Here is a 24,183-nt window from a genome sequence, read left to right as displayed (position 1 = left end):
GGGGGCGACGGGACGCCGAAGGGGGCCCGGGCGTCTCGCCCGGGCCCCCTCCGTGTGTGAGCGGGATGCTCGTCAGGTCACTTGAAGGCAACCTTGACCATGAGCGTCCGACCACCGTTCTTCGACTTCTTGACGGTCATCGTCGTGCCCGAGCCCGCGACCTTGGTCGAGTTCCAGGGGTTGATCGAGGACCAGTACTTCGTCGGGTTGCTGTCGTCGAAGGTCGCGATGCCCTTCGAGGACGGCACCGTCGAGGCGGACCCGTTCTTGTGGAACGTCACGCGGTCGGTGCGCTCGAGGCCGAAGGTGGCGTCGAACGGCTGGCGACGGTTGCCGAGGAGCGAGCCGTCGGCGAAGGCCACCGGGTTCGGACGCGCGTCGACCGGGAGGACCTGGCCACCGCCCGGGTGGGCGCTGGTGTTGTTGTCGCCGTACTCACCGTTGGCGAACCAGACGAGCATGCCGTTCTGGTACGGGAAGCGCTCGACCCAGTCGGGACGCGTGTTGCTCCAGCCGAAGTTGTACGGACCCGTCTTGAGGGTCTTGTCGTACCCGCTGTAGGTGCGGTTCTCGGCGAAGTAGGTGTCCTGCACCTGGCGCTCGGTCGTGCCGTTGATGATCTCGAAGCCGCCCTTGGCGGTCCACGCGCCGGCGCCGGACTCGACGTCGTCGGTGGTCGTCATCGTGCCGACCTTGGTGGTGATGTCGTCGACGAAGGCCTCGGAGGCGACACCGCCGTCGGTGGACATCCGGAAGCGGAACTGGACCTTCTTGCCGGCCCAGTCGGAGAGGTCCCAGCTGGCCTTGGTCCAGGCGAGGGCGCTGTCGGTGTCACCGTCGAGCGAGCCGTCGATGCCGTCGCCGACCGGGGTCCAGGTGGCGCCGCCGTCGGCGGAGACCTCACCGTAGAGGTAGTCGTAGTCGACCTCGATGTTGCCCGAGACGAACGCCTCGACCGAGCCGGAGGTCGCCCCCGTGAGGTCGACGTCCTTGGTCAGCGTGGAGGACAGGTCGTTGCCGAGCCCGCTCCACCACTCGCCCTTGCCGGAGTGCGGCGTGTTCTTCTCGGTGACGACCGTGCGCTTGGGCAGCGGCACGATGATCGCCTGCGCCTCGCTGTTGGTCACCTTGTCGGCGGAGCCGAGCTTGACCGTGGTGTCCTGGCCGTAGGGCACGACCACCGGGTCGAGCCAGCCGAGCTGGAGCTTCTCCCACGGGCCCATGTAGCCGGGCGTGGTGCCGATGGAGTCCTTGCCGTGGTTCAGCCACGAGCCGCCGGACATGAGGGTCCAGAAGCCGGTGCCGTTGTCGCCACCCGCGGTGTCGTAGAGGTCCGGCAGACCGAGGTCGTGGCCGAACTCGTGGGTGAAGACGCCGAGGCCGCCGTTCTCGGGCTCGGTCGTGTAGTCACCGATCCACATGCCGGAGTCACCGAGCGGCACACCGCCGAGCTTGTTGCCCGCGGGGCCGGTCTTGCCCTGGTCGGTGGAGTAGGCGTACCAGCGGTGGGACCAGATGGCGTCCTCGCCCTGCGCGCCGCCACCGGCCTCCTCGCCCTCACCGGCGTGGATGGCCTGGAAGTGGTCGATGTAGCCGTCGGGCTCGTTGAAGTTGCCGTCGCCGTCGTAGTCGTAGCGGTCGACCTTGTCGAACTGGGCGAGGTACTTCTTGATCTGCTTGTCGGTCTTGCCCTGGGCCTTCTGGTCGTCGTACCAGGCCTGGGCGGTGTCCTTGACGAACGGCCAGTAGGTGGTCGCGTCCGAGTACTTGTTCGAGCCGTAGCGCGCCTCGTTGTAGGGCACCTTGACCCAGTCGGAGACGTCGCCCTTGGCGAGGAAGCGGCCGTTGGACTGCTTGAGGTAGAAGTCCTTGAAGGACTCGCCGTTGCCGAACATCATGTCGAGGTAGTGCTGGCGGTTGAAGTCCGCGAGCCAGTACGTCGAGTTGTCGTTCTTGCGGTCCGGCTTCGGGATCTGGTTGTGCACGGGGCCGGCGGTGCCGCCGGTCGCCGCGTTGACCTTGTCACCGAAGTCGACGAGGACGGTGAAGATGTCCTCCTCGCGGTCGACCGGGTAGTTGACGTACTTGGTCTTGCCCGCCGTCCTGCCCTTGCGGTTGGCGTCGCCCTTCTTGCTCTTGACCTCGATCACGCGGTTGCCGTTGATCGTGGTCGTCTTCGCCGTGCCGTTGACGAGCTGCTTGACGGCGTCCTCGCGCAGCTCGGCCTGCGCCTCGGCGAGGGGGTTGGGCAGGTTGTCGAGCTTCTTCGCAGTGCCCTTCTCCGGGGTGTCCGGACCGGCGGGGACCGCCTGTGCCGTGGTCGGGGCCAGCGTCAGCGCGAGGGCTGCCACCGCCACACCCGACACCACGTTCACGTGTCGTCTCTTCACGAGATCTCCTCCATGGGTGGATGCCCCGCGTCCTGTCAGCGCAAGGCACCGTGGACGTAACCACAGGATCGGCGGCAGATCGAGGGTTGACCGGTGGGTTTTTCGGCCAACGGTCGTCCGGACGGGACCGAAAGTCACCGTCGGGGGTATCGTCGAGATGGTCGAATTCGTTCGCCCGCACCGGAATTGCGCAAAAAGTCTGCACTTCACCGTGCAAAGGTAAATTCTTTACCAAGGCGCTCGACACGTGTCGGCCTACGATCGGGCCCATGAGCGAGCAGGCCGCGGGCTCCCCCGCACCCGAGTCCACCGCCCCCTACGGCACCGGAGCCCAGGCCGCGCCGCAGCGTCGCGTCCGGGTCCCGCACCTGCTCGCGATGAAGGAGCGCGGCGAGCGCTGGGCGATGCTCACCGCCTACGACATGTACACCGCCGAGATCTTCGACGAGGCCGGCATCCCCGTCCTGCTCGTCGGCGACTCGGCCGGCAACAACGTCTACGGCTTCGAGACGACCGTGCCGGTCACCGTCGACCACCTCGTCCCGCTCGTGCGCGCCGTCACGAGCGCCGCCCGCCGCGCGATGGTCGTCGCCGACCTGCCCTTCGGCAGCTACCAGGCGAGCCCGCAGCAGGCCCTGGCGACGGCGACCCGCTTCATGAAGGAGGGGATGGCCCACGCCGTCAAGCTCGAGGGCGGCGCCGCGATGGTGCCCGAGGTCGAGCTGCTCGTCCGCGCCGGGATCCCGGTCATGGGGCACATCGGCTTCACCCCGCAGAGCGAGCACGTGCTCGGCGGCTACAAGGTGCAGGGGCGCGGGGCGGGGGCCGAGAAGCTCCTCGCCGACGCCCTCGCCCTCGAGGCGGCCGGTTGCTTCGCCGTCGTCATGGAGATGGTCCCGGCGCCGGCCGCGGCCGAGGTCACGAAGGCCCTGCGCATCCCGACCATCGGCATCGGCGCCGGGCCGGAGTGCGACGCGCAGGTCCTCGTCTGGCAGGACATGGCCGGGCTGCGCGGCGGGCGGGCGCCCCGCTTCGTCAAGAAGTACGCCGACCTGCGCGGCGAGCTGCTCGGCGCCGCGCGTGCCTACGCCGACGACGTCGCCGGCGGCACCTTCCCCGCCGCCGAGCACTCCTTCGAGTCGTGACCGGGAACCCGGCCACCGGCAACGAGCGTCCCAGCGCCATGTGGAGCACGACCCCGCCCCCGCCCCGCCCGGGGCCGCCGACCCGCTGGTCGGCCCACCAGCACGGCCCGGAGGCCGCCCTCGCCTACCGCCAGCGCTTCCTCGACCTCGCGGCGTCCGGCCGCGACCTGCACGGCGAGGCCCGGTTCGTCACCGAGCTCGCGCCGCCGCCCTCCCGGGTCCTCGACGCCGGGTGCGGCTACGGACGGGTCGCGAGCGAGCTGACCCGGCTCGGCCACTACACCGTCGGGGTCGACGCCGACCCCGACCTCGTGGCCCTCGCCGAGGAGGACCACCGGACCCGGTTCGTCGTCGCCGACCTCGCGACGCTCGACCTGCGGACGGAGCAGGAGTTCCACGTCGTCGTCATGGCGGGCAACGTCGTGCCCTTCCTCGCGGACGGCACGCTCCCGGCGGTGCTCGAACGGCTGACCGCGCACCTGGCGCCCGGCGGGCACCTCGTCGCGGGCTTCTCGCTCGCGGGGTCGCTGCCCGACGGCGCCGCGGCGGTCGCGCCCGCCGACTACGACCGGTGGGCCCGCGCGGCCGGGCTCTCGTTCATCGGACGCTTCGCCGGGTGGGACCGCAGCCGGTTCACCCCCGACAGCGACTACTCGCTGTCGGTGCACCGCCGCCTCGGCGGCTGAGCCCTCCGCTCAGGACGAGGTGCTCCCGCGCTCGTCCCACTCCTTGTCCTCGGCGTCCCAGCGCTCGGAGTTCTCGCGCGCCTTCTGCAGGGCCCCCTCGGCCGCCTCGCGCGAGTCGTACGGGCCGAGGACGTTCGCGTCCTGGCTGCGGTCCGCGTCGGTCTCGACCTGGCCGGTGTCGACGTTGTACCAGTAGGACATCTCGGGTTCTCCTTCGCCGGGGCGCTCTGCCTAGACTCCAACCTATGCCCCTGACCCACGCCAGCGTGGCGCCCGGTGCGGTGTCCCCGCGTCGCGACGTGCCGGCCGACATCCCCCGGCCCGAGTACGTCGACCGCCCTGCACCCCAGCCGTACACCGGGCCGGAGGTCAAGGACGCCGAGACGATCGAGCGGATGCGCGTCGCGGGCCGCATCGCCGCGGACGCCATGGCCGCGGCCGCCGCCGTCATCGCCCCCGGCGTGACGACCGACGAGATCGACCGGGTCGGGCACGAGTACCTCCTCGACCACGGCGCCTACCCCTCGACCCTGGGCTACCGAGGCTTCCCGAAGTCGCTGTGCACCTCGGTCAACGAGGTCGTCTGCCACGGCATCCCGGACGACCGCCGGCTCGAGGACGGCGACATCGTCAACATCGACATCACCGCGTTCGTCGGCGGCGTCCACGGCGACACCGACGCCACCTACCTCGTCGGCGAGGTCGACGAGGAGTCACGCCTGCTCGTCGAGCGCACCCACGAGGCGATGATGCGGGGCATCCGCGCCGCCTGCCCGGGGCGCGAGATCAACGTGATCGGCCGGGTCATCGAGTCCTACGCGAAGCGCTTCGGCTACGGCGTGGTCCGCGACTTCACCGGGCACGGCATCGGCACCGCGTTCCACAGCGGGCTCATCGTCCCCCACTACGACGCCGCGCCCTCCTACGACACCGTCATCGAGCCCGGCATGACCTTCACGGTCGAGCCCATGCTCAACCTCGGCACCCACGAGTGGGAGATGTGGGACGACGGGTGGACGGTCGTCACGAAGGACCGCCGACGTTCGGCACAGTTCGAGCACACCGTCCTGGTCACCGAGGACGGTCCCGAGATCCTCACCCTGGGAGACGCAGCATGAGCACCGGACACCCCCTCGGCATCGACGTCGGCGGCAGCGGCATCAAGGGGGCGCCCGTCGACCTCGCGGAGGGCACCTTCGCCCAGAAGCGGCTGCGCATCGACACCCCGGCGGTCTCGACCCCCGAGGCCGTCTGCGACGTCATCGCCCAGGTCGTCGACCACTTCGACGAGGTGCGCAGCGACTCCCCCATCGGCGTGACGATCCCCGGCGTCGTCCAGCACGGCGTCGTCAAGACCGCGGCGAACATCGACAAGTCGTGGATCGGCTGCGAGATCGAGAAGCTGCTCGAGGACCGCCTCCAGCACGACGTCGTCGTCGTCAACGACGCGGACGCCGCCGGCGTGGGCGAGCTCAACTACGGCGCGGCCAAGGGGCACGACGGCCTCGTCGTCCTCACGACCCTCGGCACCGGCATCGGCACGGCGATCTTCAACGAAGGCGTGCTGGTGCCGAACTCGGAGCTCGGGCACCTCGAGATCGACGGGCACGACGCCGAGACGCGGGCGGCCAGCTCGGCCAAGACGCGCGAGGACCTCAGCTACCCCGAGTGGGCCGAGCGTCTCCAGCGCTACTACCGCGTCCTCGAGGACCTCATCTGGCCGGACCTCATCGTCGTCGGCGGCGGCGTCTCCAAGGACTCCGACGAGTTCCTGCCGCTCCTCGACATCCGCACCCCGATCGTCCCGGCGGTGCTGCGCAACAAGGCCGGCATCATCGGCGCCGCCGTGCTCGCCACCGCGAGCCAGCAGCGGCACGGCCGCCACACCGGCTGACGCCGTGGGCGGCGCGACCTGGCTCCTCGTCGTCGCGTCGGTCGCGGTCGCGGCGACCGCCGGGGTGTTCGTCGCCTTCTCGACGTTCGTCATGCGCGCCCTCGGCGACCTGCCGCCGGCGGACGCCGTCCGGGCGATGCAGGCGGTGAACCGGCGCGCCCCGTCGCCGGCGTTCATGGCGCTGCTCGTCGGCTCGACGCTGCTCGCGGTCGCGGGGGCGGTCGGGGCGGTGGTCACGGGAGGCCGCGTCGTCCCGGCCGTCGCCGCTGCGCTCCTGGCCGTGGTGGCGTTCGCCGTGACCGGTGTCGTCAACGTGCCGCTCAACGACCGGCTGGCCGCGACGGACCCGTCGGACGGGGCCCGGGCGTGGCCCGCCTACGCCGGCCCGTGGACCCGCGCCAACCACGCGCGGGCCGGGCTCGGGCTGCTGTCGGCGCTGCTGCTCGCCGTGGCCGCCGTCCCGGCCTGAGGCGGGGCTACTCGCCCTCGCGGAACTCGGTCGGGCCGGCGCCGGCGAGGTCGTGGATGCGGGTGTCGGGGCTGCCGAGCTGCTCGGCCTGCCCGAGGTAGAGGGCGCGGCCGCGGGCCTGGAGCAGCCCGTCGTGGACGGGCACCGCGTGGGGCGCCGCGTGCCGGCGCAGGAACGCGGTCATCTCGCGGCTGCGCGCCCACGGCGCCTGGAGCGGGAAGGCGAGGACGTCGACCGGGCCGGGGTCGGCGTCGAGCGCGTCGCCGGGGTGGAAGAACGAGGGCTCGCCGCCCGCGTCGAGACGTACGCCGACGTTGGGGATGCGCGGGATCTCGTCGTGGATGAGGGCGTGCACCTCGCCGACGGGCGTGACGGTCACCTCGCCGACCCGCGTCGGGCCGTCGTGCCCCTGTGCCTCGATGCCGGCCTGCACGAGGACCTCGAGGCTGCCGGGGTCGGCGACGACGAGCGCGCCGGGGTTGGCCGCGAGGAGGGCGGGGACGCGGCCGAGGTCGAGGTGGTCCGGGTGCTGGTGGGTGACGAGCACCGCGTCGAGGTCGCGGACGCCGGTGAGGTCGTCGGCGAAGGTCCCGGGGTCGATGAGCAGACGGGTGCCCGCGCACTCGACGAGGAGGCAGGCGTGACCGAGGTGGGTGATCCGCATGGACCCCACGCTAGGCCGCCTCAGCCCAGCGCGGGCTCCGCGTCGTCGTCCCGTCGGGAGCCGTTCGCCACGGCGGGGTCGGCGACCTCCGCGCTGTCGTGGCGCGGGACGCGGGCGTCGACGACGTCGGCCGCCGCGACGAGGTCGTCGGGCAGCACGGTGAGCTCGGGCGGGCAGCTGGTGAGCGCCTTGGCGCCCTCGCCGGCGACGAAGAGCGGCAGCGAGCGCCCGAGGCGCACGAGCGAGGGCATCCGGGCGTCGAAGGCGGTGCGCCGCACCCCGGCGAGGACGACGGCGTCGGCGCGCAGGAAGCGCGCGGCCTCGCCGATCGCGGTCATCGGGGAGTTGGCGCCGAGGCTCACGACGCGCCACCAGCGGGCGTGCAGCATCGCGCCGAACAGCTCGAGCGGCAGGTCGTGCAGCTCGCGCGGCGGGCAGGCCAGGACGACGGTGCGCGCCTGCGGGCCCGAGACCGGCAGCCGCAGCTCGCCGAGGACGCCGCGGAACGCGCTGGAGACGAAGTGCTCGTGGACGACCCCGAGGCGTCCGGCCTCCCAGTCGTCGCCGACCTCCTTGAGCACCGGCATGATGACGCCTGTCACCGTGTCGTCGACCCCCGAGACGAGCAGCGCGTCGAGGAGCACGTCGCGGACCGCCCCGCCGTCGAGCTCGCGGGTGGCGGCCATGACGCGCTCACGCGCGAGACCGAGGTCGATCGCCGGGTCACCGGGCACCGGAACGCCTGCTTTCTGTCGGGAACCCGAAGAGCCTAACCTTCGACAAGCGCCGATCCTGCATCGCGGGTCGGGGAAAACGCGCTGGTCACAAAGCCGCGGGGGACGAGCCGGGCTGTAGGCCGGGTTCTGTGCCGTGCGCCGTCGCCGGCCGCACGGTGACGGTCATCCATCTCGGGTGGCCGTTGCCGACCACCTCCAGCGCCCTACCCGGATGCTCGGGCGGGCCGCCCTCGAACGCATCCTGTCTGGGCTTGCTCCGGATGGGGTTTACCGAGCCGACCTGGTCACCCAGGCCGCTGGTGGTCTCTTACACCACCGTTTCACCCTTGCCCTGCTCGCTCGCGCGACCGGGGCGGTCTGTTCTCTGTGGCACTGTCCCGCGGGTCACCCCGGGTGGCTGTTGGCCACCATCCTGCCCTTCGGAGCCCGGACCTTCCTCGGCGGTGGGTCTCCCCACCGACGCGACCGTCCGCCCGGCTCGTCCGCGGTGGAGTCTAGCGGTCGTGGACGAAGGTGACGCGCCCCGCCGCGACGTCGGCCGCCTCGAGCCGCACCGGCACGGTCGACCCGAGGGCCGCGCGGTCACCGGTGACCTTCGCGAGGACGGGGAGGTCGACGAGCTGCACCTCCATCCCCTTCTCGAGGTGGTCGACGACGACGGCGTCGAACCGCTCGCCGACCCGGCCGGCGAGCACGGCGGCCTCGGTGGCGTCGGCGCAGGCGCGCTCGGCCGCCCGCGCGGTGCGGTCGGAGGCGGTCATCAGGCCCGGGACCTCCGGCAGGGCCGCCCGGATCTCCGGCGGCACCTCGGCGCCGCGGCAGAGGGCCTCGCACACGACGAGCCCGAAGCGGTCGACGAGCCGGCGCAGCGGCGCCGTGACGTGCGCGTACGGCGCGGCGACGGCGGCGTGCTCGCGCTCGGCCGGGGGCTCGCCGTCGAACGCGGTGTAGGACGCCCCGCGGAAGAGCGAGGTCGCCTCGTGGATGAGCGCGAGGTGGTGCGGGTCGCTGCGGTCCAGGCCGCGCACGAGGTCGCCGTAGGGCATCCCCTGCGGCCACTCGACCCGCAGCGCGCGGGCGGCGCGGCGGAAGCGGGCCACCGCGTCCTCGGTCGGCGCCGGCATGGTCCGCAGGACGCCCACGCCACCCTCGAGCATCATCGAGGCGGCGGCCATGCCGGTCAGGAGGCTCAGCTGGGCGTTCCACTCCTCGGAGGCGACCGGCGGCCGGAACTCGAGCGTGAAGCCGCCGTCGGGTCGCTCGCTCACCTGCTGCTCGGGCATCGGGAGGCTGGCGCCCCCGCGCGCCTGCTCCTGGGCGATGCGCCGCTCCCCCACCTCCCGCAGGAGGACGAGCACCTCGTCGGCGGTGCCGGCGTCGACGTCGGCCTGCACGCCGGCGTAGTCGAGGCGGGCGCGGCTGCGGACCATCGCCCGGTGCACCTCGGCGCCCGTCAGCACGCCCTCGCCGTCGAGCCGCAGGTCCCAGACGAACGCCGGGCGGGTCTCGCCGGGCAGCAGGCTGGCGGCCGCCTCGGACAGCACCGGCGGGTGCAGCGGCACACGCTCGTCGGGGCAGTAGACGGTCTGGCCCCGCTCGCGCGTCACCCGGTCCAGGGCGCCGCCGGGGCGGACGAAGAGCGGGACGTCGGCGATGGCGTAGCGCACCCGGTGCCCCGCGCCGTCGCGCTCGATGTGCAGCGCCTGGTCGAGGTCCATCGAGCCGGGCGGGTCGAGCGTCACGTAGGGCACGTCGGTCTCGTCGGGGCGCGCGACGCGGGGCTGCTCGGCCGCCACGCGCTCGGCCTCGGCGAGGGCGTCGGCGGGGTACGGGGCGTCGAGGCCGAGCTCGGCGCGGACGGCGGCGAACCGGTCCCGGAGGGCCTGCTCGACGGTGCGCGGGGTGTCGGCGTCGGTCGGCCGCAGCGCGACCCTGGGATGCGGCATGGCAGCCAACCTAACCTCCGTAGGCTGTGCCGGTGCTCATCCTGCTCCCGCCGTCGGAGTCGAAGTGGAACCGTCCCCGCGGTGGCCCGGCCGACCCCGGCACATGGTCCTTCCCCGACCTCGCCCCGGCCCGCGCCGCCGTCGCCCGCGACCTCGCCGCGGTGAGCGCCTCGCCCGACGCGGCGGCGGCGCTCGGCGTCTCGGAGGGCCTGCTCGACGAGGTCGCCCGCAACCTGGCGCTCGACCGGCTGCCCGCGACCCCGGCCGCGCAGGTCTACACGGGCGTGCTCTACGACGCCCTCGACCTCGCCTCGCTCGACACCGCGGCGCGCCGGCGGGCCAACCGCTGGCTCGTCGTCGTCTCGGCGCTGCACGGCGCCGTCCGCCCGACCGACCGGATCACCGCCTACCGCCTCTCGATGGGCGTGACGCTGCCCGAGGTCGGTGCGCTGGCGTCGCACTGGCGGCCGGCGCTCGACGGGCCGCTGACCGAGGCCGCCGGACGCGGCGCGGTCGTCGACTGCCGCTCGGCCGCGTACGCCGCCGCGTGGCGTCCCGGCCCCGGGGTCGCCGAGCGCTGGGTGCAGGTGCGCGTCCCGGGGGCCAGCCACATGGCCAAGCACACCCGCGGGCTCGTCGCGCGCCACCTGTGCCTCGAGGGCGTCGCGGCCCGCTCCGTGCCGGCGGTCGCCGAGGTCGTGGCGCGGGCCTTCGACACCGAGCTGCACGAGCCGGCCCGGCGCGGGGCGCCCTGGGTGCTCGACGTGGTCGCGCCGTGACCGGCGCAGAGGCGCTCGACCTCGCCGGCCGCCTCGGCCCGGTCGTCGTCTTCCTCCTCGCGATCACCGTCACCGCCGAGCTCGCCGAGCGGGCCGGCGTCTTCGACGTCGCCGGTCACGCCGTGGCGCGGATGGGCGGGGGCCGACGCTGGGTGCTCTGGGTCCTCTTCTCGGTCTTCGCCGTCGGCGCGACGATCGTCCTCTCGCTCGACACGACGGCCGTGCTGCTGACCCCGGTCGGGCTCGCCATCGCCGCACAGGTCGGCCTCGACCCGCGGCTGCTCGCCGTGACGACCCTCTGGATCGCCAACACCGGGTCGCTCCTCCTGCCCGTCTCGAACCTCACCAACCTCCTGGCGCTGCACACCCTCGGCCGGGCCGGGCTGGGGCACACCGACTTCGTCAAGGCGTCGTGGGCACCGGCGATCGTCGCCGTGGTCGTGACGCTCCTCCTCGTCGCGCTGCTGCACCGGCGCAGCCTGCGCGGCTCCTACGACGTCGCTCCCCCGGCGGAGCCGCACGACGTCGTGCTCCTGCGCGTCGCCGCGGTCGTCTGCGTCGTACTCGGGCCGCTGTTCGCCCTCGGGGCCCCGCCGTGGCTCGTGTCGCTCGTCGCCGCCGCGGTGCTGCTCGCCACGACCTGGTGGCGCGGACGGTCCCTCCTGCGGGGCCTGCCGGTGCCGTGGCTGATGGCCGCCGGCTTCGTCGCCATCTCGGTCGTCGTCGAGGTCCTCCAGCAGCGGGGCCTCTCCGACCTCGTGACGGGGGCGCTCCCGGCGGGGACCGGGGCCGGGGCGCTGCTCGCCCTCGCCGGCGCCGGGGCCGGGCTGTCGAACGTCGTCAACAACCTGCCGGCCTACCTCGCGCTGGAGCCGGCCGCGGCCGGGTCGGTCGAGCGGCTCGTCGCCCTGCTCGTCGGGACGAACGCCGGCCCGCTCGTCACGCCGTGGGCCTCGCTCGCCACCCTGCTGTGGATCCAGCGCTGCCGGGCGCGCGACGTGGTCATCCCGTGGCGGTGGCTCGTGCCCGCCGGGCTGGCCTGCGCGGTGCTCGTCGTCGTCAGCGCGACCCTGTCGCTCACCCTCGTCTGAGCCGACCGCCCACCGGTCCGACCTTCGACAGCCGGAAGCCGGAGGGTGCCGTCGCCCGTTGGGTGGGTAGGAAGGAAGCCCCGGGCGACGTGTCGCCCCCGACGGACGGAGGACGATGAGCGTCGTCGACGACATCGGCAGGCAGGCGCAGCGCCGCCTCGGCAACGCCCTGCGGGCCCGCGTGGCCGGTGACGACGCGTCGGAGCGCGCGGCCGTCATCTGGGGGCGTGTCGGGGAGCGCCGCTTCACCCCGGACGACCCGGTGTGGCGGGTTCACGCGGACGCCGCGATGTTCCCCGGCGGCGTGGGGGCCCTGCTCCTGCAGTCCCTGCACCCGTCGGCGATGGCCGGCGTCGCGGGGCACAGCGGCTACCGCAGCGACCCGTGGGGGCGCCTGCAGCGCACGTCCCACTTCCTCGCGACGACGACCTTCGGGACGGTCGAGGACGCCGACGAGGCCATCGCCCGGGTCCGGTCCATCCACGAGCGCGTGCGCGGCAAGGACGAGGACGGCGTGCCCTACCGTGCCTCCGACCCGGACCTGCTGTCGTGGGTGCACGTCGCCGAGGCGTGGAGCTTCCTCACGGCCTACCAGCGCTACGCGTCGACGCCGCTCGACCCCGACGAGGCCGACGCCTACGTCGAGCAGTCGGCCGTCGTCGCACGCCTGCTGGGCGCCGACGCCGTGCCGACCGACGTCGCGGGGCTGCACGCCGCGCTCGAGGCGTACCGGCCGGTCCTGCGCGCCACGGACGCCGCGCGCGACGCCGCCCGGTTCCTGCTCCTCGACCCCCCGCTGCCCTGGACGCAGCGCGCCGGCTACGGGCTGCTGGCCTCGGGCGGGGTCGCCATCCTGCCGGACTGGGCGCGGCGCGAGCTGCGGCTGCCGGTGCACGGGCCGGTGCGCGGGGCCGCCGGCGTGCTCGGCCTCGTCGGCACCAAGGCGGTGCGGTGGGCGATGGCCGGCGTCGCCGAGGAGCGACAGGTGGAGGGGCTCAGCCCGTCGTCGTGACGAGCGCCTCGATGCGCTCGAGGGTGGCCGCCATGTTCTTGCGGGTCATCCCCTCCATCCGGCGGACGAACGGCTTGCTCATCGCCGCCTCCTCGGAGATGTCCCAGGACTCGGTGACGAGGGTGCCGCCCTCGACCGGCTCGAGGTCGTAGCGCCAGATCCGGCCGCCGACGACCTTGCCGACGGGACCGGAGGCGGTCGTCTGCCACGCGATGCGCCGGTTCTCCTCGAGCTCGATGATGGTGTTGAGGGTCGAGTACGCGAGGCCGATCTTCATGTCCATCCCGAAGCGGTCGCCGAGGGCGAGCCGCCGGCCGCCGCTGCGGGCACCCTGCACCGAGCCGCCGCCGTCGATGCGCGCGTGGCCCGACGGGTCGTCGAGCAGCGCGAAGATCGGCTCGGGGTCGGACGGGATGAGTCGCTGCACGGAGACGACGTCGCGGGAGGTCATGCGCGCGACGCTAACAGCCTGTGGGTCACCGGCGGTGGGTGGCCTCCGCGGCGGCCAGGGCCCGGTCGAGGTCCTCGACGAGGTCGTCCGGGTCCTCCAGCCCGAGGGAGACGCGGACGGTGCCGTCGGTGATCCCGACGGCCGCACGGTCCTCGTGCGAGAGGCGGCGGTGGGTCGTCGTCGCCGGGTGCGTCGTCAGGGACTTGGCGTCGCCGAGGTTGTTGCTGATGTCGACCAGCCGCAGCGCGTCGAGCAGCGCGAACGCCGCGTCCTTGCCCCCCTCGACCTCGAAGGTCACGACGGTGCCGGCGCCGCCCTCGAGCTGGCGCAGGGCGAGCTCGTGCTGGGGGTGGCTCGGCAGGTGCGGGTAGACGACCCGGACGAGGCCGCGCCCCTCCTCCCGCCACTGCTCGAGGGTCTCGGCGACGCGCAGCGCCGTGGCCGCCATCGCGCGGACCCGCAGGTCGAGGGTCTCGAGGCCCTTGGTCATCACCCAGGCGTTGAACGGCGACATCGACGGGCCGGTGTGCCGCATGAGGTTCTTGACCGGGCCCTCGATGAACTCCCTCGGCCCGAGGATCGCCCCGCCGAGCGCGCGGCCCTGGCCGTCGATGTGCTTGGTGGCCGAGTACACGACGACGTCGGCGCCGTGGGCCAGCGGGTGGCTGAACACCGGTGTGCCGAAGACGTTGTCGACGACGACGGTGGCCCCGGCGGCGTGGGCCAGCTCGGAGACGGCGGCGACGTCGACGAGCTCCTGCATGGGGTTGCTGGGGGTCTCGAAGAAGACGGCGGTGGTGGGGACGGCGAGCGCCTCGCGCCACTGGTCGAGGTCGGTGCCGTCGACGAAGACGGTCTCGACCCCCCAGCGCGGGAGGATCTCGTCGACGATGACGAAGCAGGACCCGAAGAGCGCGCGCGAGGCGACGACGCGGTCACCGGCCCCGCAGAGGGCGGCCATCGCCGTGAAGACGGCCGACATCCCCGAGGCGGTGGCGAAGCAGGCCTCGGCGCCCTCGAGGAGGCGCATCCGCTCCTCGAAGGTCGAGACGGTGGGGTTGCCGTACCGGCTGTAGATGTAGTGCTCGACCTCGTCCTTGAAGGCCGCCTCGGCCTGCGCCGCGGACTCGTAGACGAAGCCGGAGGTGAGGTACAGCGCCTCCGCGGTCTCGTCGAAGCCGCTGCGCTGCAGGCCGCCCCGGACCGCGAGGGTCCGCGGGCGCAGCGTCGGCTCGGGGTGGGGGTCGGTGTGCGGGTCGGGAGCCGTCACTGCTGGCTCCACGGCAGGCCGTCGACCTTCCAGCCCGAGACGTGGCGGTGGCCGGCGTGGTCGACCGGGCCCTCGAAGCCCTCGAGGACGTTGTAGGCGGGGCCGAGGCCGGCGGCGGTGGCGGCGTTCGCCGCGGCGACCGAGCGGACGCCCGAGCGGCAGAGGAAGTAGACGGGGCGACCGGGCGTGACACCGGCGGCGCGCAGGTCGTCCACGAAGGAGTCGTTGACGGCGCCGCCGGGGAAGCGGCTCCACTCGACGAAGACGACGTCCTTGCCGGCGCCGGCGAGGTCCGGGACACCGACGAACGACCACTCGGCGCTCGTGCGGACGTCGACGAGCACGGCGTCGTCGGGGCCGGTCACGGCGGCGTAGGCCTCCGGCGGGGTCACGTCTCCTGCGTACGTCATGCCCACGAGGGTAGGACGGTCGCTGCCGGGCCCGCACGACGTCTCAGCCCCGCCGGGTCGAGGTGAAACCCGACCACGACAGGGTCGACCATCACCTCGACTCGCCGATCCCCTGCCGATTCGAGGTGAAACCCGACCACCCCAGCGTCGAACATCACCTCGACTCGCCGATCCCCCGCCGATTCGAGGTGAAACCCGACCACCCCAGCGTCGACCATCACCTCCACCCGCCGACTCCGCTGCCGATTCGAGGTGAAACCCGACCACCCCAGCGTCGACCATCACCTCCACCCGCCGCCTCCCCCGGCAGCACGGGGGTCCGGCGGCCGCTGCCGGTTGCTCCACCCCTCGAAGCAACCGGGACGAGCGGTCCGACCGCTCATCATGACTGCGTCAGGGGGTGACGCGAACAACAGCGGGTCGCGCTCCTCTGCGTCCTCGGGACGGCGCGGCAGGGACCCGGGCGTCGGACGGCGCCGAGAACCCGCTTGATCGCCCGACCGTCCGGCGGGGAGGCTGACGGGCATGGCCCCTGCGACGCCGTTCAGCGAGAAGCCCACCCTCTGCGGCGAGCTCGTGACGCTCCGGCCGGTCACGGGGGATGACGCCGCTCTCCTCGACGCCGTCGTCCGCGACGACCCGGAGGTCGCCGAGCTCACCGGCTCCGTCCACCGCACCGGCGACTCGCCGCCGCCGATCGACCCCGCCCGGCTCCGCGCGATCTACGAGTCCTGGGCCGTCGCCGACGACCGGCTCGTGCTCGCCGTCGTCGACCACGCCACGGACGCCGTCGTCGGCGAGGTCGTCCTCGACGACTGGGACCCCGCCAACCGCTCGTGCGGCTTCCGGACCTTCGTCGGTCGCGCCGGACGCGGGCGCGGCCTCGGCACCGAGGCCACGCGGCTCGTCGTCGAGCACGGCCTGCGCACGATGGGCCTGCACCGCATCACGCTCGAGGTGTACGCCTTCAACCCGCGCGCCCGCCACGTCTACGAGAAGGTCGGCTTCGTCCACGAGGGGACCGGCCGCGACGCCCTGCGCTTCGACGACGGGTGGGTCGACGTGCACCTCATGGCGATCCTCGGCGACTGAGGCGCCGTCCGCCCGGGCGGGGGCTCACCGCAGCGGCAGCTCGAACCGCCGCAGGACGGGGTGCGGCGGGAAGAGCGACCACGACACCTCGTCGGTCGCCACCCATCCCCGCCGCTCGTAGAACCGGATGGCGCGCCGGTTCTCCTCGAACACCCGCAGCCACGCCACCGCGTGCCCGTCGCGGGAGATCGCCGCGACGACCTCGTCGTGCAGCCGGGCCGCGAGCCCGCTCCCCCACGTCGGGCGCGCCGTCCCGAGGTGGAACAGCTCCGCCCCGCGCACCGCCGCGAACCCGACGAGCTCGCCGTCCTCGACCGCCGCGAACGACCGGATGCCCGGGTCCGCCAGCTCGTGCACCCAGCGCGAGCGCACCTCGGCCGCCGGGAAGGGGTGGGTCTCCTGCGGGAAGATGTGACCGAGCGCGGCGACCGCCCCCGCCTCCTGGAGCGGCAGCAGGGCGTCGAGGTCGTCCGGGGTCAGCGGTCGGGTCAGCGGCATCGGCGCGACCGTACCCGCCCGCACCGGTCGAGGCGGTGCGAGGGTGGTCGGGTGCCCACGCTGACCGTCCCCCACGCCGAGGGTCTGACCGCGTTCCGTGCGTCCGTCGTCGCCGTCGCCGACGCCGTCCGCGACCTCCCGGAGCCCGCGCTCTTCGAGCCCTCGCGCTGCGCGGGATGGACCCGGTTCGACGTCGTGGCCCACGTGCTCGCCGGATGGGAGGAGCTGCTCGGCGGTTTCGCCCGGCGGACGGCGGGCCCCGCCACCGTCGATGCCGCGAGCTACTGGGCGGCCTACGCCGAGGCCGGCTCGGGCGACGACCCCGTGCTCGTGCTCATGGACCAGCGGCGATGGACCGACGCCCACCGCCGACCGTCGGCAGCCGTCGCCCGGCTCCTCGACGTCGCCGACCGCGTGCTCGCGGCCTCGGACGCCCTGCCCGACGGGCACCACGGCTTCCAGGGCCACGTGATGACCAGCGGCGACCTGCTCGCGTCCTGGGCCGTCGAGGACGTCGTCCACCTCGTCGACCTCGACCTCGGCGCCACCCCACCCCCGGCCGCCCTCGACCTGGCCCGCCGCACGGCCGAGGCGCTCCCGCGCGACGCCGTGCCCTGGGACCCCGACGCGCTGGGCTGAGGCCCCGGCCGGCACGTCATCGGCCGCACCGGCCGGAGACTCCTCAGGTGCGGTTGGTGAAGGCCACCGAGACGTCGCCGCCGGTCCAGACCTCGACCCCGGTGAGCGACCCCGGCGCCGCCGCGAGCCGGTCGTGGCGCTCGGCCGGCATCCCGAGGACGTGCCCCAGGGCCGCCTGCACGACGGCGGCCGGGCAGACGACGACCGTCGTGCCGCCACGGGAGACGACCCGCTCCCAGGCCGTCGGAGCACCGGCGGCCGAGGCCCAGGCCGCGTCGACGACCGCGTCGACGCCGAGCGCGTCACCGACCTCCGCGGCCGTCTCGGTCGAGGCCTCGGTGCCCGCCTCGAGCAGGCACCGGGGCGCGCCGCCCAGCAGGCGCTCGACGGACCGCGCGGCCTGCTGCGCCGCGCTCCCCTCCGCCTCGGTCACGAGCACGACCCGCACCGGCGTGCCGTCGCGACGCGGGACCGGCGCGCACGCCGCGCCGCCCGACGCCTCGTCGTCACCACCGGCAGCGTCGGCCTCACCCGACGACGCCCCACCCTCGTGGTCGCGATGGACGGTGAGGCCGTCCATGCCGTCGTTCGAGAGGGCGTCGGCGTCCTTGTTCTCGGCGCGCGGGATCCACTCGTAGCGCACCGCGCCGCCCGCGGCCCTGATGGCCTCGACGACGTCGCGGGCCTCGAGCGCCAGCCGGCGCATGTCCTCGTGCTTGATCTTCCAGCGCCCGGCCATCTGCTCGACGACGAGCTTGGAGTCCATCCGCACGAGCACGACCGCCCCGGGGTCGATCGCGTGCGCCGCGGTGAGACCCGCGATGAGGCCGCGGTACTCGGCGACGTTGTTCGACGCCTTGCCCAGCGGCTCCGCACGCTCGGCGAGCAGCGCGCCGGTCTCGGTGTCGCGCACCAGCGCCCCGTACCCGGCGACGCCCGGGTTGCCGCGCGACCCGCCGTCGGCCTCGACGGTGAGCCGGCGGCTCACAGGCCGGACTCGGGCGTGCGCACGAGGATCCGGTTGCACTCCTCGCAGCGCAGCACCTCGTCCTCGTCGGCCGAGCGCAGGCGCTGGATCTCGACGGGGTTGAGCTCGAGCCGGCAGCCGCCGCAACGGCGCTGGTGCAGCGCTGCCGCGCCGGTCCCGCCGGAGCTCTTGCGGATCTTCTCGTAGAGCGCGACGAGGTCCTCCCCGACCTCGGCGGCGACGGTGTCGCGCGGGGCGGCCACGTGGCCGGCCTCGTCGTCGAGGCGCGCGGTCTCACGGTCGCGGGCGGTCTCGAGCGCGGTGATGCGGGCGGTCAGCTCACCCATCCCGCGCTCGAGCTCGGCGACGTCGTGCTCGGCGGCCTCGGCGCGCTCCATCACCTCGAGCTCGACCTCCTCGAGCTCGCCCTGACGACGCGCGAGCGAGACGATCTCGTGCTGCAGCGCCTGGAGGTCCTTGGCCGTGCCGGTGCCCGAGTCGAGCCGGGCCTGGTCGCGCGCCGCACGGTCGCGGACCAGCTGGACGTCGGCCTCGGCCTTGGCGACCTCGCGCTGGACGTCGCCGAGCTCGGTGCGCGAGCGGACGAGCTGGTCCTCGAGGAGGCGTGCCTTGCCGGCGAGGTCCTCGAGCTCCGCGAGCTGCGGCAGGGTCCGGCGGGCGTGCGCCAGCTGGTCCAGCCGCGTGTCGATGGCCTGGAGGTCGAGCAGCCGCTGCTGACGGGACGAGTCGGCTCTCACGGGGTACCTCCAAGGTCGGCACCGACGAGGAAGGTCCACGGGTCGGTGCGCACTGTGCTGATGTGGGTCTCCACCCTAGTCACGTCGTCGCCGAGGGCCGCACCCAGCGCCTGCTGCGCACGGGCCAGCCACAGCCACTCGCTCGCCCAGTGCCCGGCGTCGACGAGGTACGGGGTGCCGCCGCGCGCCTCCTCGCGGGCCTCGAGCGCCGGGTGGTGGCGCAGGTCGGCCGTCACGTACACGTCGGCGCCGCTGGCCCGGACCTCGTCGAACAGGTCGTCCCCCGCCCCGCCGAGCAGCGCCACGCGGCGCACCGGGGCGTCCGGCGGACCGGAGACCCGGACCCCGCCGGCGGTCGGCGGCAGGTGCCGCGCCAGCCCCTCGACGAACGCGCGCAGCGGCAGCGCCGACGGCAGGTCGCCGACGCGGCCGAGCGCCTGGCCCTCGACGACGGCCAGCGGCTCGGTCGCGGCCAGCCCGCACGCGTCGGCGAGCGCCGCGCAGACGCCCTCGTCGGCGACGTCGGCGTTCGTGTGGGCGACGTACAGCGCGACGTCACCGACGACGAGGCCGGTCACCGTCGCGCCCTTGGCCGAGGTCGTCGCGACGGAGTGGACGCCCCGCAGGAGCAGCGGGTGGTGGGTGAGCAGCAGGTCGGCCCCGAGCGAGCGGGCCTCCTCGACGACCTCGAGCGTCGGGTCGACCGCGAGGAGGACGCGGCGAACGGGCTGTTCGGGGTCGCCGGTCACGAGACCGACCCGGTCCCACGACTGCGCGGTGGCCGGCGGGTAGAGGCGCTCGAGCACCTCGAGCACCTCGCGGAGGGTCAGGGCGTCGTCGCTCATGTGGGCCCGGCCGGGATCGAACCGACGACCGACGCGGTGTAAACGCGGCGCTCTACCAGCTGAGCTACAGGCCCCGGGCGGTGGCCCGCCGTGCGCGGCGCCACCGACCGCCGACATCATGGCAGGTCCGGGTGCGGACCGGTCGGTCCACCCGGGCTCAGACCGCCAGCGCGGCGACGGCGGAGGGGATGGCCGAGAAGTCGCGCGGCTCCCCCGGGCCGTTGACGAGCGTCCACGCGACCCGGCCGTCGCGGCCGACGAGGAAGGTGCCCCGCAGCGAGGCCCCGTTGGCCTCGTTGAGCACGCCGTAGGCGCGGGCGACCTCGCCGTGCGGCCAGGCGTCCGACAGCAGCGGGAAGAAGTAGCCCTGGATGTCGGCCCACGCGCGGTTGCTGAACACGGCGTCGCACGAGACGCAGAGCACCTGGAGGTCGTCGGTGACGTACCGCTCGAGGTGGTCGCGGATCTCGTCGAGCTCCCCGGTGCAGATGCCCGAGAACGCCCACGGGTAGAAGACGACCACCACGTTCTTCTCCGCCGTGAGCTCCGAGAGGGTCACGTCGGCGCCGTTCTGGTCGCGCAGCGTGAAGTCCGGGGCGACGTCGCCGACGGCGAGGGGGCTCGGAGCGGGGGTCATGCGTCCATCCTGCCAGTTGGGGAGTGGTCGCGGCCGACCGGTGACGAGTACCCCCCACGGTGTGCAACCCCGGTCAGCGGCGGCCGTTGCCCTTCGGGGCCACGAGCTTGTGCGCCCGCCACTCCCCCGACGCGTTGTAGGTCCCCGCGAGGTGCAGGCCGGCGGTCACCGCGGCCTCGTCGATCTCGGTCGGGTCGACCTCACCCCCCTCGCGCGGCGTGAGGAGCACGACGAACCCGCCCTCCTCGAGGACGCCGACCATGTCGACGAGCGCGTCGCCGAGGTCACCGTCCTCCTCGCGGAACCACAGGAGCACGGCGTCGGCGGCGCCGGTGTACTCGTCGTCCTCGAGCTCACCGCCACAGGCCTCCTCGACGGCGACGCGCAGCGCCTCGTCGACGTCGGCGTCCCAGCCGAACTCCTGGACGACCTGCTCGGGGGCGAAGCCGAGTCGCTCGACGGCTCCGGGGGCGCTGGACCCGGGGTCGACCGGGGGCGGCGTCGGGGTGTTCACGGTGTCAACCTCTCACGTTCGGGGATCGTTCTGGGGAAAGTCCACCAACGGCGCGTGGCCGGGTGCAAGGGGGTGGCCGGCGAGTCGCCGCGCCTCGCGGGCGCGGCGACCGACGAGCTCGAGCAGCTCCTCGGCGTCCGCCTGCGCGAGGTGCGGGACGTCCGGGCCGACCGGGCCGGGCGTGGAGACGAGGCGGGCGCTGGCGAGGCCGAGTCGCTGCTGGAGCGGACCCTGGGCCAGGCCGAGGGACTGGATGCGCGCGTGCGGCACGACGACGGTGCGCCGGGTGAACCGCCCGGTGCGCAGGTAGACGGCGTGCTCGGCGAGGGCGTAGCCGGTCCGCCGCCAGCTCCATGGGTCGAGCCAGCGCGCGACGCGCGGAGGTCCGACCCATCCGTGCTCCCCGCCGGCGCCGTGCAGGGCCTCGAGCAGGACGGGGTCCTCGGGGTGGGCGCCGAGCGCGGCGAGGACGGCGAGCGCCTCGTCGGCGGTGCCGACGGGCAGCATCACGGTCTCGTCGTCGTCGTTGTCGCCGCCGTGGACGCCGGCGACGTTGACGCGCACGCGCCACCATCCCCACGGCCGCCACCAGAGGGGCTGGAGCACCTCGACCGCCTGGACGCGGTGCACCGGCACGGTCGAGACGCGCAGGTCCGTCAGGCCGTGCCGGACGCGCAGGGCCGTGCCGGTGCGGGCGATGGAGAAGTTGCCGTGGACGAGGAGCTCCTTGACCCGGCTGACGCCGAGGCCGAAGACGACGGGCAGCAGGGCCGGCGCCCCGGCCAGGACGGCGAGGCCGGCCTCGGCGACCCCCACCGTGACGGCGGCGCCGAGCAGGATGACCCCGAGGACGATGGTCGAGCCGTGGAGGATCGTCGCGACGAACAGGCGCCCGTTGGGCACGACGACGAGCGGGGGCGGCTCGACCGCCGGGGCCCGGGGCGCGGCACCGGCCGGGACCCCGGGGTCGTGCTCGGCGGCAGGAGGCATCCCCGGCCGGGCGGCCTCGTCGGAGCGGCCGGCCAGCTCGAGCAGGTGCGCGCGCACCTCCTCCGCGCGGTCGGCGCCGAGGAAGGCGAGGGTCAGGTGCGAGTCGGAGCCGCCGGCGGACTGGACGACGACCTGGCTCAGCCCGACGAGGCGCGCGAGCAGCGGGCGCGTCGTCTCCACGGCCTGGACCCGCTCGAGCCGCACCTGTCGGTGCTGGCGGAAGAGGACACCGGTGCGCAGCTCGACCTGCCCCGCGGCCACGCGGAAGCGCGAGAACCGCCAGCTGACCCAGCCGACGGCCGCGACGGCGGCGATGACGACGACGAGCGCGCCGAGGGCGAGGAGCGGGTGGCTCGTCCACGCGAGCTCGTAGTCGGCGCCTGGGTCGGGCTCGGCGGTGGGGTCGAGCGAGGAGAGCACGGAGTCGACGAGGCGGCTGACGGCGTAGCCGAGCACGGCGATGAGCACGACGCCGCCGCGCAGCAGCGGCGAGAGCGGGTGCAGCCGCTGCCAGCCGTCCACGTCCTCGGAGTCCTGCACGGTCCCGACCTCGTCGGGCGCTCCCCCCGGTGTGGTCACAGACCCGCCCGCTGGGTCTCGCCGCGCGCCGCGAGCCGCGCCCGCAGGGCCTCGGCCTCCTCGGTGGGCAGCCCCGGCAACGAGCCGCCGCTCTCGGGGGAGGCGGTGTGGATCTCGCACGAGGCGATGCCGAACGCCCGGGCCAGCGGCCCGGACTGGATGTCGACGTACTGCAGCCGTCCATAGGGGACGCTGACGAGGCTGCGGAACAGGCGTCCCTTGCGGATGACGAGCTCCTCGTCGAGCTCGACCCACGAGATGGCGCTCACCTGGCGCGAGATCAGCCAGGCCGCCCAGGCGCCGAGCAGGACGAGCCCGAGGGTGCCGAGCCACACCCACGGCGTGACGAGCAGCGCGACGACGACGGTCGCGAGCAGCGGCACCGCGAGGACGACCGCGAGGGTGATGAGCCGCACCGTCGCGAGCTGCGGGGCGACCGTGCGCCAGGGCAGGTCGCCGCCGCGCAGGGTGACGGGCCCGGAGGGCGCACCGGGGTCGGCGGTCACGGCGGGAGGCGGGGTCTCGGGCACGCGCCCAGTCTGCCCCAGCGCCCCGACGGCGGTGGGGTGCCCGGGCCGTCAGGGCGCGGAGAGGACGTCGGTGACGACCCGGTGGTCGTTGGTGCCGATGCCGTCGACATCGACCCGCAGGCCGACCTCCGGCGGGGTCGTGGTCTCCGTCGCGCTCACCCGCCCGACGCCAGGACGCGGCCGGCAGGTCGGCACCCGCCGTTCCGCTCCGCGCAACACCGGCGGCCCGGTGTGCTCGAATGGGGCCGTGGGACGGGTGACGACACGGGTGCCGCGGACGCGGATGGACCTCGGCCGCGCGGTCGTCGACCGGCGCCCCGACACCGTGGCCGTCGAGGAGCCCCTCGAGGTCCGGGTCGACGGCAGCTCCGTGACGACGACGATGCGCACCCCCGGCGACGACTTCGACCTCGCCCTCGGTCACCTGCTCACCGAGGGGATGGTCGCGTCGGCCCACGACGTCGCGACGATGATGCACTGCACCGACGTCGGGCCCGACGGCTCGCCGACCTTCAACGTCGTCGAGGCGGCCCTCTCCCCCGGCGTCTCCCTCCTGCGCCCGGCCCGCGAGCGCACGGAGTCGATGACGAGCGCCTGCGGCGTGTGCGGCTCGGCGTCCCTCGACGCCGTGCGCACCGCGAGCCGCTTCGACGTCGCCGCCGACGCGGTGCGGGTCGAGGCCTCCGTCCTCGCCGGCCTGCCCGACGCGCTGCGCACCCACCAGGCGACCTTCGAGCGCACCGGCGGCGTGCACGCGGCGGGCGTCGCGGACGCCGACGGCACGCTGCTCGCCGTCCGCGAGGACGTCGGCCGGCACAACGCCGTCGACAAGGTGATCGGCGGGCTGGCCCGCGAGCGCGAGCTGCCGCTGTCCGGCACCGTCCTCGTCGTCAGCGCCCGGGCGAGCTTCGAGATCGTCCAGAAGGCGGCGGTCGCGGGCATCCCCGTCGTCGTCGCGGTGGGCGCGGCCACCTCACTGGCCGTCGAGCTCGCGGTCGACGCGGGCATCACGCTCGCCGCCTTCGCCCGCGAGGGGCGCATCTCGCTGTACTCCCGCCCGGACCGGGTGCCCGACCCCGCGGCGTGACCTGCGGCTCGACGTACCGTCCAGTAGCACGGACCCGGATTGTGACGCGGGCCGCTCGTGGGTGAAGGATGGGTGGTCCGGCCCCCGACCGGGGCACGGACCG

The 24,183-nt window shown here is 74.2% G+C and carries 27 protein-coding genes, 1 tRNA gene and 1 other RNA gene; 11 read left to right on the top strand and 18 right to left on the bottom strand.

Annotated features, from left to right (window positions below; genetic code table 11):
- Nucleotides 1-77: 77 nt before the first annotated feature.
- Complete coding sequence (locus tag J3473_RS15895) at nt 78-2,351, bottom strand: immune inhibitor A domain-containing protein (RefSeq protein ID WP_084696904.1); 2,274 nt, start codon at nt 2,349-2,351, stop codon at nt 78-80.
- A 308-nt stretch (nt 2,352-2,659) separates the two neighbouring features.
- On the opposite strand from J3473_RS15895, the gene panB reads away from it, so the two are divergent.
- Together panB and J3473_RS15885 are read left to right on the top strand one after the other, a co-directional pair.
- On the top strand, nt 2,660-3,535 hold the full coding sequence (gene panB / locus J3473_RS15890; protein WP_207024880.1) for a 3-methyl-2-oxobutanoate hydroxymethyltransferase: 876 nt from the start codon (nt 2,660-2,662) through the stop codon (nt 3,533-3,535).
- Complete coding sequence (locus J3473_RS15885; RefSeq protein WP_207024879.1) at nt 3,532-4,221, top strand: bifunctional 2-polyprenyl-6-hydroxyphenol methylase/3-demethylubiquinol 3-O-methyltransferase UbiG; 690 nt, start codon at nt 3,532-3,534, stop codon at nt 4,219-4,221. The genes panB and J3473_RS15885 overlap by 4 nt, the downstream gene beginning before the upstream one ends.
- Nucleotides 4,222-4,230: 9 nt before the next feature.
- On the opposite strand, the gene J3473_RS15880 is transcribed toward J3473_RS15885, so the two are convergent.
- Nucleotides 4,231-4,422, bottom strand: a complete 192-nt coding sequence (locus tag J3473_RS15880) for a hypothetical protein (RefSeq protein WP_030529401.1) — start codon at nt 4,420-4,422, stop codon at nt 4,231-4,233.
- 44 nt (nt 4,423-4,466) lie between these two features.
- Here J3473_RS15880 and map point away from each other — a divergent pair, with 44 nt between their 5' ends.
- Genes map through J3473_RS15865 form a run of 3 tightly spaced genes read left to right on the top strand, consistent with a single transcriptional unit; the run spans nt 4,467 to nt 6,584 of the window.
- On the top strand, nt 4,467-5,339 hold the full coding sequence (map, locus tag J3473_RS15875) for a type I methionyl aminopeptidase (protein WP_207024878.1): 873 nt from the start codon (nt 4,467-4,469) through the stop codon (nt 5,337-5,339).
- Nucleotides 5,336-6,115 (top strand): polyphosphate--glucose phosphotransferase, encoded by a 780-nt coding sequence (ppgK, locus tag J3473_RS15870; protein ID WP_030529403.1) that lies wholly within the window; start codon nt 5,336-5,338, stop codon nt 6,113-6,115. The genes map and ppgK overlap by 4 nt, the downstream gene beginning before the upstream one ends.
- 4 nt (nt 6,116-6,119) lie before the next feature.
- Nucleotides 6,120-6,584, top strand: a complete 465-nt coding sequence (locus tag J3473_RS15865) for an anthrone oxygenase family protein (protein ID WP_207024877.1) — start codon at nt 6,120-6,122, stop codon at nt 6,582-6,584.
- Nucleotides 6,585-6,591: 7 nt separating this feature from the next.
- Here the strand turns inward: J3473_RS15865 and J3473_RS15860 are convergent, their stop codons facing one another.
- The 4 genes from J3473_RS15860 to J3473_RS15845 form a co-directional block, all read right to left on the bottom strand.
- The gene (locus tag J3473_RS15860) at nt 6,592-7,248 is read right to left on the bottom strand and encodes an MBL fold metallo-hydrolase (RefSeq protein WP_207024876.1); all 657 of its coding nucleotides are present in this window, start codon (nt 7,246-7,248) and stop codon (nt 6,592-6,594) included.
- 20 nt (nt 7,249-7,268) lie between these two features.
- Nucleotides 7,269-7,982 (bottom strand): B12-binding domain-containing protein, encoded by a 714-nt coding sequence (locus tag J3473_RS15855; RefSeq protein ID WP_207024875.1) that lies wholly within the window; start codon nt 7,980-7,982, stop codon nt 7,269-7,271.
- 102 nt (nt 7,983-8,084) lie between these two features.
- Nucleotides 8,085-8,466, bottom strand: an RNA gene (gene rnpB / locus J3473_RS15850) — RNase P RNA component class A.
- Between the two features lie 13 nt (nt 8,467-8,479).
- The gene (locus J3473_RS15845) at nt 8,480-9,931 is read right to left on the bottom strand and encodes an RNB domain-containing ribonuclease (RefSeq protein ID WP_207024874.1); all 1,452 of its coding nucleotides are present in this window, start codon (nt 9,929-9,931) and stop codon (nt 8,480-8,482) included.
- 32 nt (nt 9,932-9,963) lie between these two features.
- Between J3473_RS15845 and J3473_RS15840 the strand changes: the two genes are divergently transcribed.
- The 3 genes from J3473_RS15840 (at nt 9,964) to J3473_RS15830 (ending at nt 12,813) form a co-directional block, all read left to right on the top strand.
- The gene (locus J3473_RS15840; protein WP_207024873.1) at nt 9,964-10,710 is read left to right on the top strand and encodes a YaaA family protein; all 747 of its coding nucleotides are present in this window, start codon (nt 9,964-9,966) and stop codon (nt 10,708-10,710) included.
- Nucleotides 10,707-11,801: an SLC13 family permease gene (locus J3473_RS15835; RefSeq protein ID WP_207024872.1), complete on the top strand. Its 1,095-nt coding sequence runs from the start codon at nt 10,707-10,709 to the stop codon at nt 11,799-11,801. The genes J3473_RS15840 and J3473_RS15835 overlap by 4 nt, the downstream gene beginning before the upstream one ends.
- A gap of 115 nt (nt 11,802-11,916) precedes the next feature.
- Nucleotides 11,917-12,813, top strand: a complete 897-nt coding sequence (locus tag J3473_RS15830) for an oxygenase MpaB family protein (RefSeq protein ID WP_207024871.1) — start codon at nt 11,917-11,919, stop codon at nt 12,811-12,813.
- On the opposite strand, the gene J3473_RS15825 is transcribed toward J3473_RS15830, so the two are convergent.
- Genes J3473_RS15825 through J3473_RS15815 form a run of 3 tightly spaced genes read right to left on the bottom strand, consistent with a single transcriptional unit; the run spans nt 12,797 to nt 14,944 of the window.
- A complete protein-coding gene (locus J3473_RS15825) occupies nt 12,797-13,264 on the bottom strand; it encodes an SRPBCC family protein (protein ID WP_207024870.1) in 468 nt (155 codons plus the stop codon). The two genes, J3473_RS15830 and J3473_RS15825, sit on opposite strands and share 17 nt — an antisense overlap.
- Before the next feature lie 25 nt (nt 13,265-13,289).
- The gene (locus J3473_RS15820) at nt 13,290-14,534 is read right to left on the bottom strand and encodes an O-succinylhomoserine sulfhydrylase (protein WP_242525912.1); all 1,245 of its coding nucleotides are present in this window, start codon (nt 14,532-14,534) and stop codon (nt 13,290-13,292) included.
- Nucleotides 14,531-14,944, bottom strand: a complete 414-nt coding sequence (locus tag J3473_RS15815) for a rhodanese-like domain-containing protein (RefSeq protein WP_030529413.1) — start codon at nt 14,942-14,944, stop codon at nt 14,531-14,533. Before J3473_RS15815 ends, J3473_RS15820 begins: the two co-directional genes overlap by 4 nt.
- A 525-nt stretch (nt 14,945-15,469) precedes the next feature.
- On the opposite strand from J3473_RS15815, the gene J3473_RS15810 reads away from it, so the two are divergent.
- The gene (locus tag J3473_RS15810) at nt 15,470-16,036 is read left to right on the top strand and encodes a GNAT family N-acetyltransferase (RefSeq protein WP_207024869.1); all 567 of its coding nucleotides are present in this window, start codon (nt 15,470-15,472) and stop codon (nt 16,034-16,036) included.
- A gap of 24 nt (nt 16,037-16,060) precedes the next feature.
- Here the strand turns inward: J3473_RS15810 and J3473_RS15805 are convergent, their stop codons facing one another.
- Nucleotides 16,061-16,534, bottom strand: a complete 474-nt coding sequence (locus J3473_RS15805) for a GNAT family N-acetyltransferase (protein WP_207024868.1) — start codon at nt 16,532-16,534, stop codon at nt 16,061-16,063.
- Nucleotides 16,535-16,585: 51 nt separating this feature from the next.
- Between J3473_RS15805 and J3473_RS15800 the strand changes: the two genes are divergently transcribed.
- Nucleotides 16,586-17,173 (top strand): maleylpyruvate isomerase N-terminal domain-containing protein, encoded by a 588-nt coding sequence (locus J3473_RS15800; protein ID WP_207024867.1) that lies wholly within the window; start codon nt 16,586-16,588, stop codon nt 17,171-17,173.
- Between the two features lie 43 nt (nt 17,174-17,216).
- Here the strand turns inward: J3473_RS15800 and J3473_RS15795 are convergent, their stop codons facing one another.
- The 8 genes from J3473_RS15795 to J3473_RS15760 all read right to left on the bottom strand — a co-directional run bounded on the left by J3473_RS15795 (nt 17,217) and on the right by J3473_RS15760 (nt 22,993).
- Nucleotides 17,217-18,161 carry a reverse transcriptase-like protein gene (locus J3473_RS15795; RefSeq protein ID WP_207024866.1) on the bottom strand — a complete coding sequence of 315 codons (945 nt, stop codon included), beginning with the start codon at nt 18,159-18,161 and terminating at the stop codon, nt 17,217-17,219.
- Nucleotides 18,158-18,898, bottom strand: coding sequence for a zinc ribbon domain-containing protein (locus J3473_RS15790; protein ID WP_030529418.1), 741 nt, complete (start codon nt 18,896-18,898; stop codon nt 18,158-18,160). The genes J3473_RS15795 and J3473_RS15790 overlap by 4 nt, the downstream gene beginning before the upstream one ends.
- The gene (locus J3473_RS15785) at nt 18,895-19,743 is read right to left on the bottom strand and encodes a Nif3-like dinuclear metal center hexameric protein (protein WP_207024865.1); all 849 of its coding nucleotides are present in this window, start codon (nt 19,741-19,743) and stop codon (nt 18,895-18,897) included. The genes J3473_RS15790 and J3473_RS15785 overlap by 4 nt, the downstream gene beginning before the upstream one ends.
- A 1-nt stretch (nt 19,744) precedes the next feature.
- Nucleotides 19,745-19,817: transfer RNA gene (locus tag J3473_RS15780), tRNA-Val, on the bottom strand.
- 83 nt (nt 19,818-19,900) lie between these two features.
- Nucleotides 19,901-20,380, bottom strand: coding sequence for a peroxiredoxin (locus J3473_RS15775; RefSeq protein WP_030529420.1), 480 nt, complete (start codon nt 20,378-20,380; stop codon nt 19,901-19,903).
- A 73-nt stretch (nt 20,381-20,453) separates the two neighbouring features.
- Entirely contained in the window at nt 20,454-20,894 is a 441-nt protein-coding gene (locus tag J3473_RS15770; protein WP_030529421.1) for a DUF3052 domain-containing protein, read from the bottom strand.
- Between the two features lie 12 nt (nt 20,895-20,906).
- Nucleotides 20,907-22,424, bottom strand: a complete 1,518-nt coding sequence (locus J3473_RS15765) for a PH domain-containing protein (protein WP_207024864.1) — start codon at nt 22,422-22,424, stop codon at nt 20,907-20,909.
- A 35-nt stretch (nt 22,425-22,459) separates the two neighbouring features.
- Nucleotides 22,460-22,993 (bottom strand): PH domain-containing protein, encoded by a 534-nt coding sequence (locus J3473_RS15760; RefSeq protein WP_242525911.1) that lies wholly within the window; start codon nt 22,991-22,993, stop codon nt 22,460-22,462.
- Between the two features lie 247 nt (nt 22,994-23,240).
- Between J3473_RS15760 and fdhD the strand changes: the two genes are divergently transcribed.
- On the top strand, nt 23,241-24,080 hold the full coding sequence (gene fdhD, locus J3473_RS15755; RefSeq protein ID WP_207024863.1) for a formate dehydrogenase accessory sulfurtransferase FdhD: 840 nt from the start codon (nt 23,241-23,243) through the stop codon (nt 24,078-24,080).
- Nucleotides 24,081-24,183 lie beyond the last annotated feature (103 nt).

This window comes from Phycicoccus sp. DTK01 (assembly GCF_017312765.1).
Taxonomy (GTDB): Bacteria; Actinomycetota; Actinomycetes; order Actinomycetales; family Dermatophilaceae; genus Phycicoccus; species Phycicoccus jejuensis.
The sequence above is the reverse complement of the archived record's forward strand: the minus strand, read 5'-3'. Positions and strand labels throughout refer to the sequence as shown.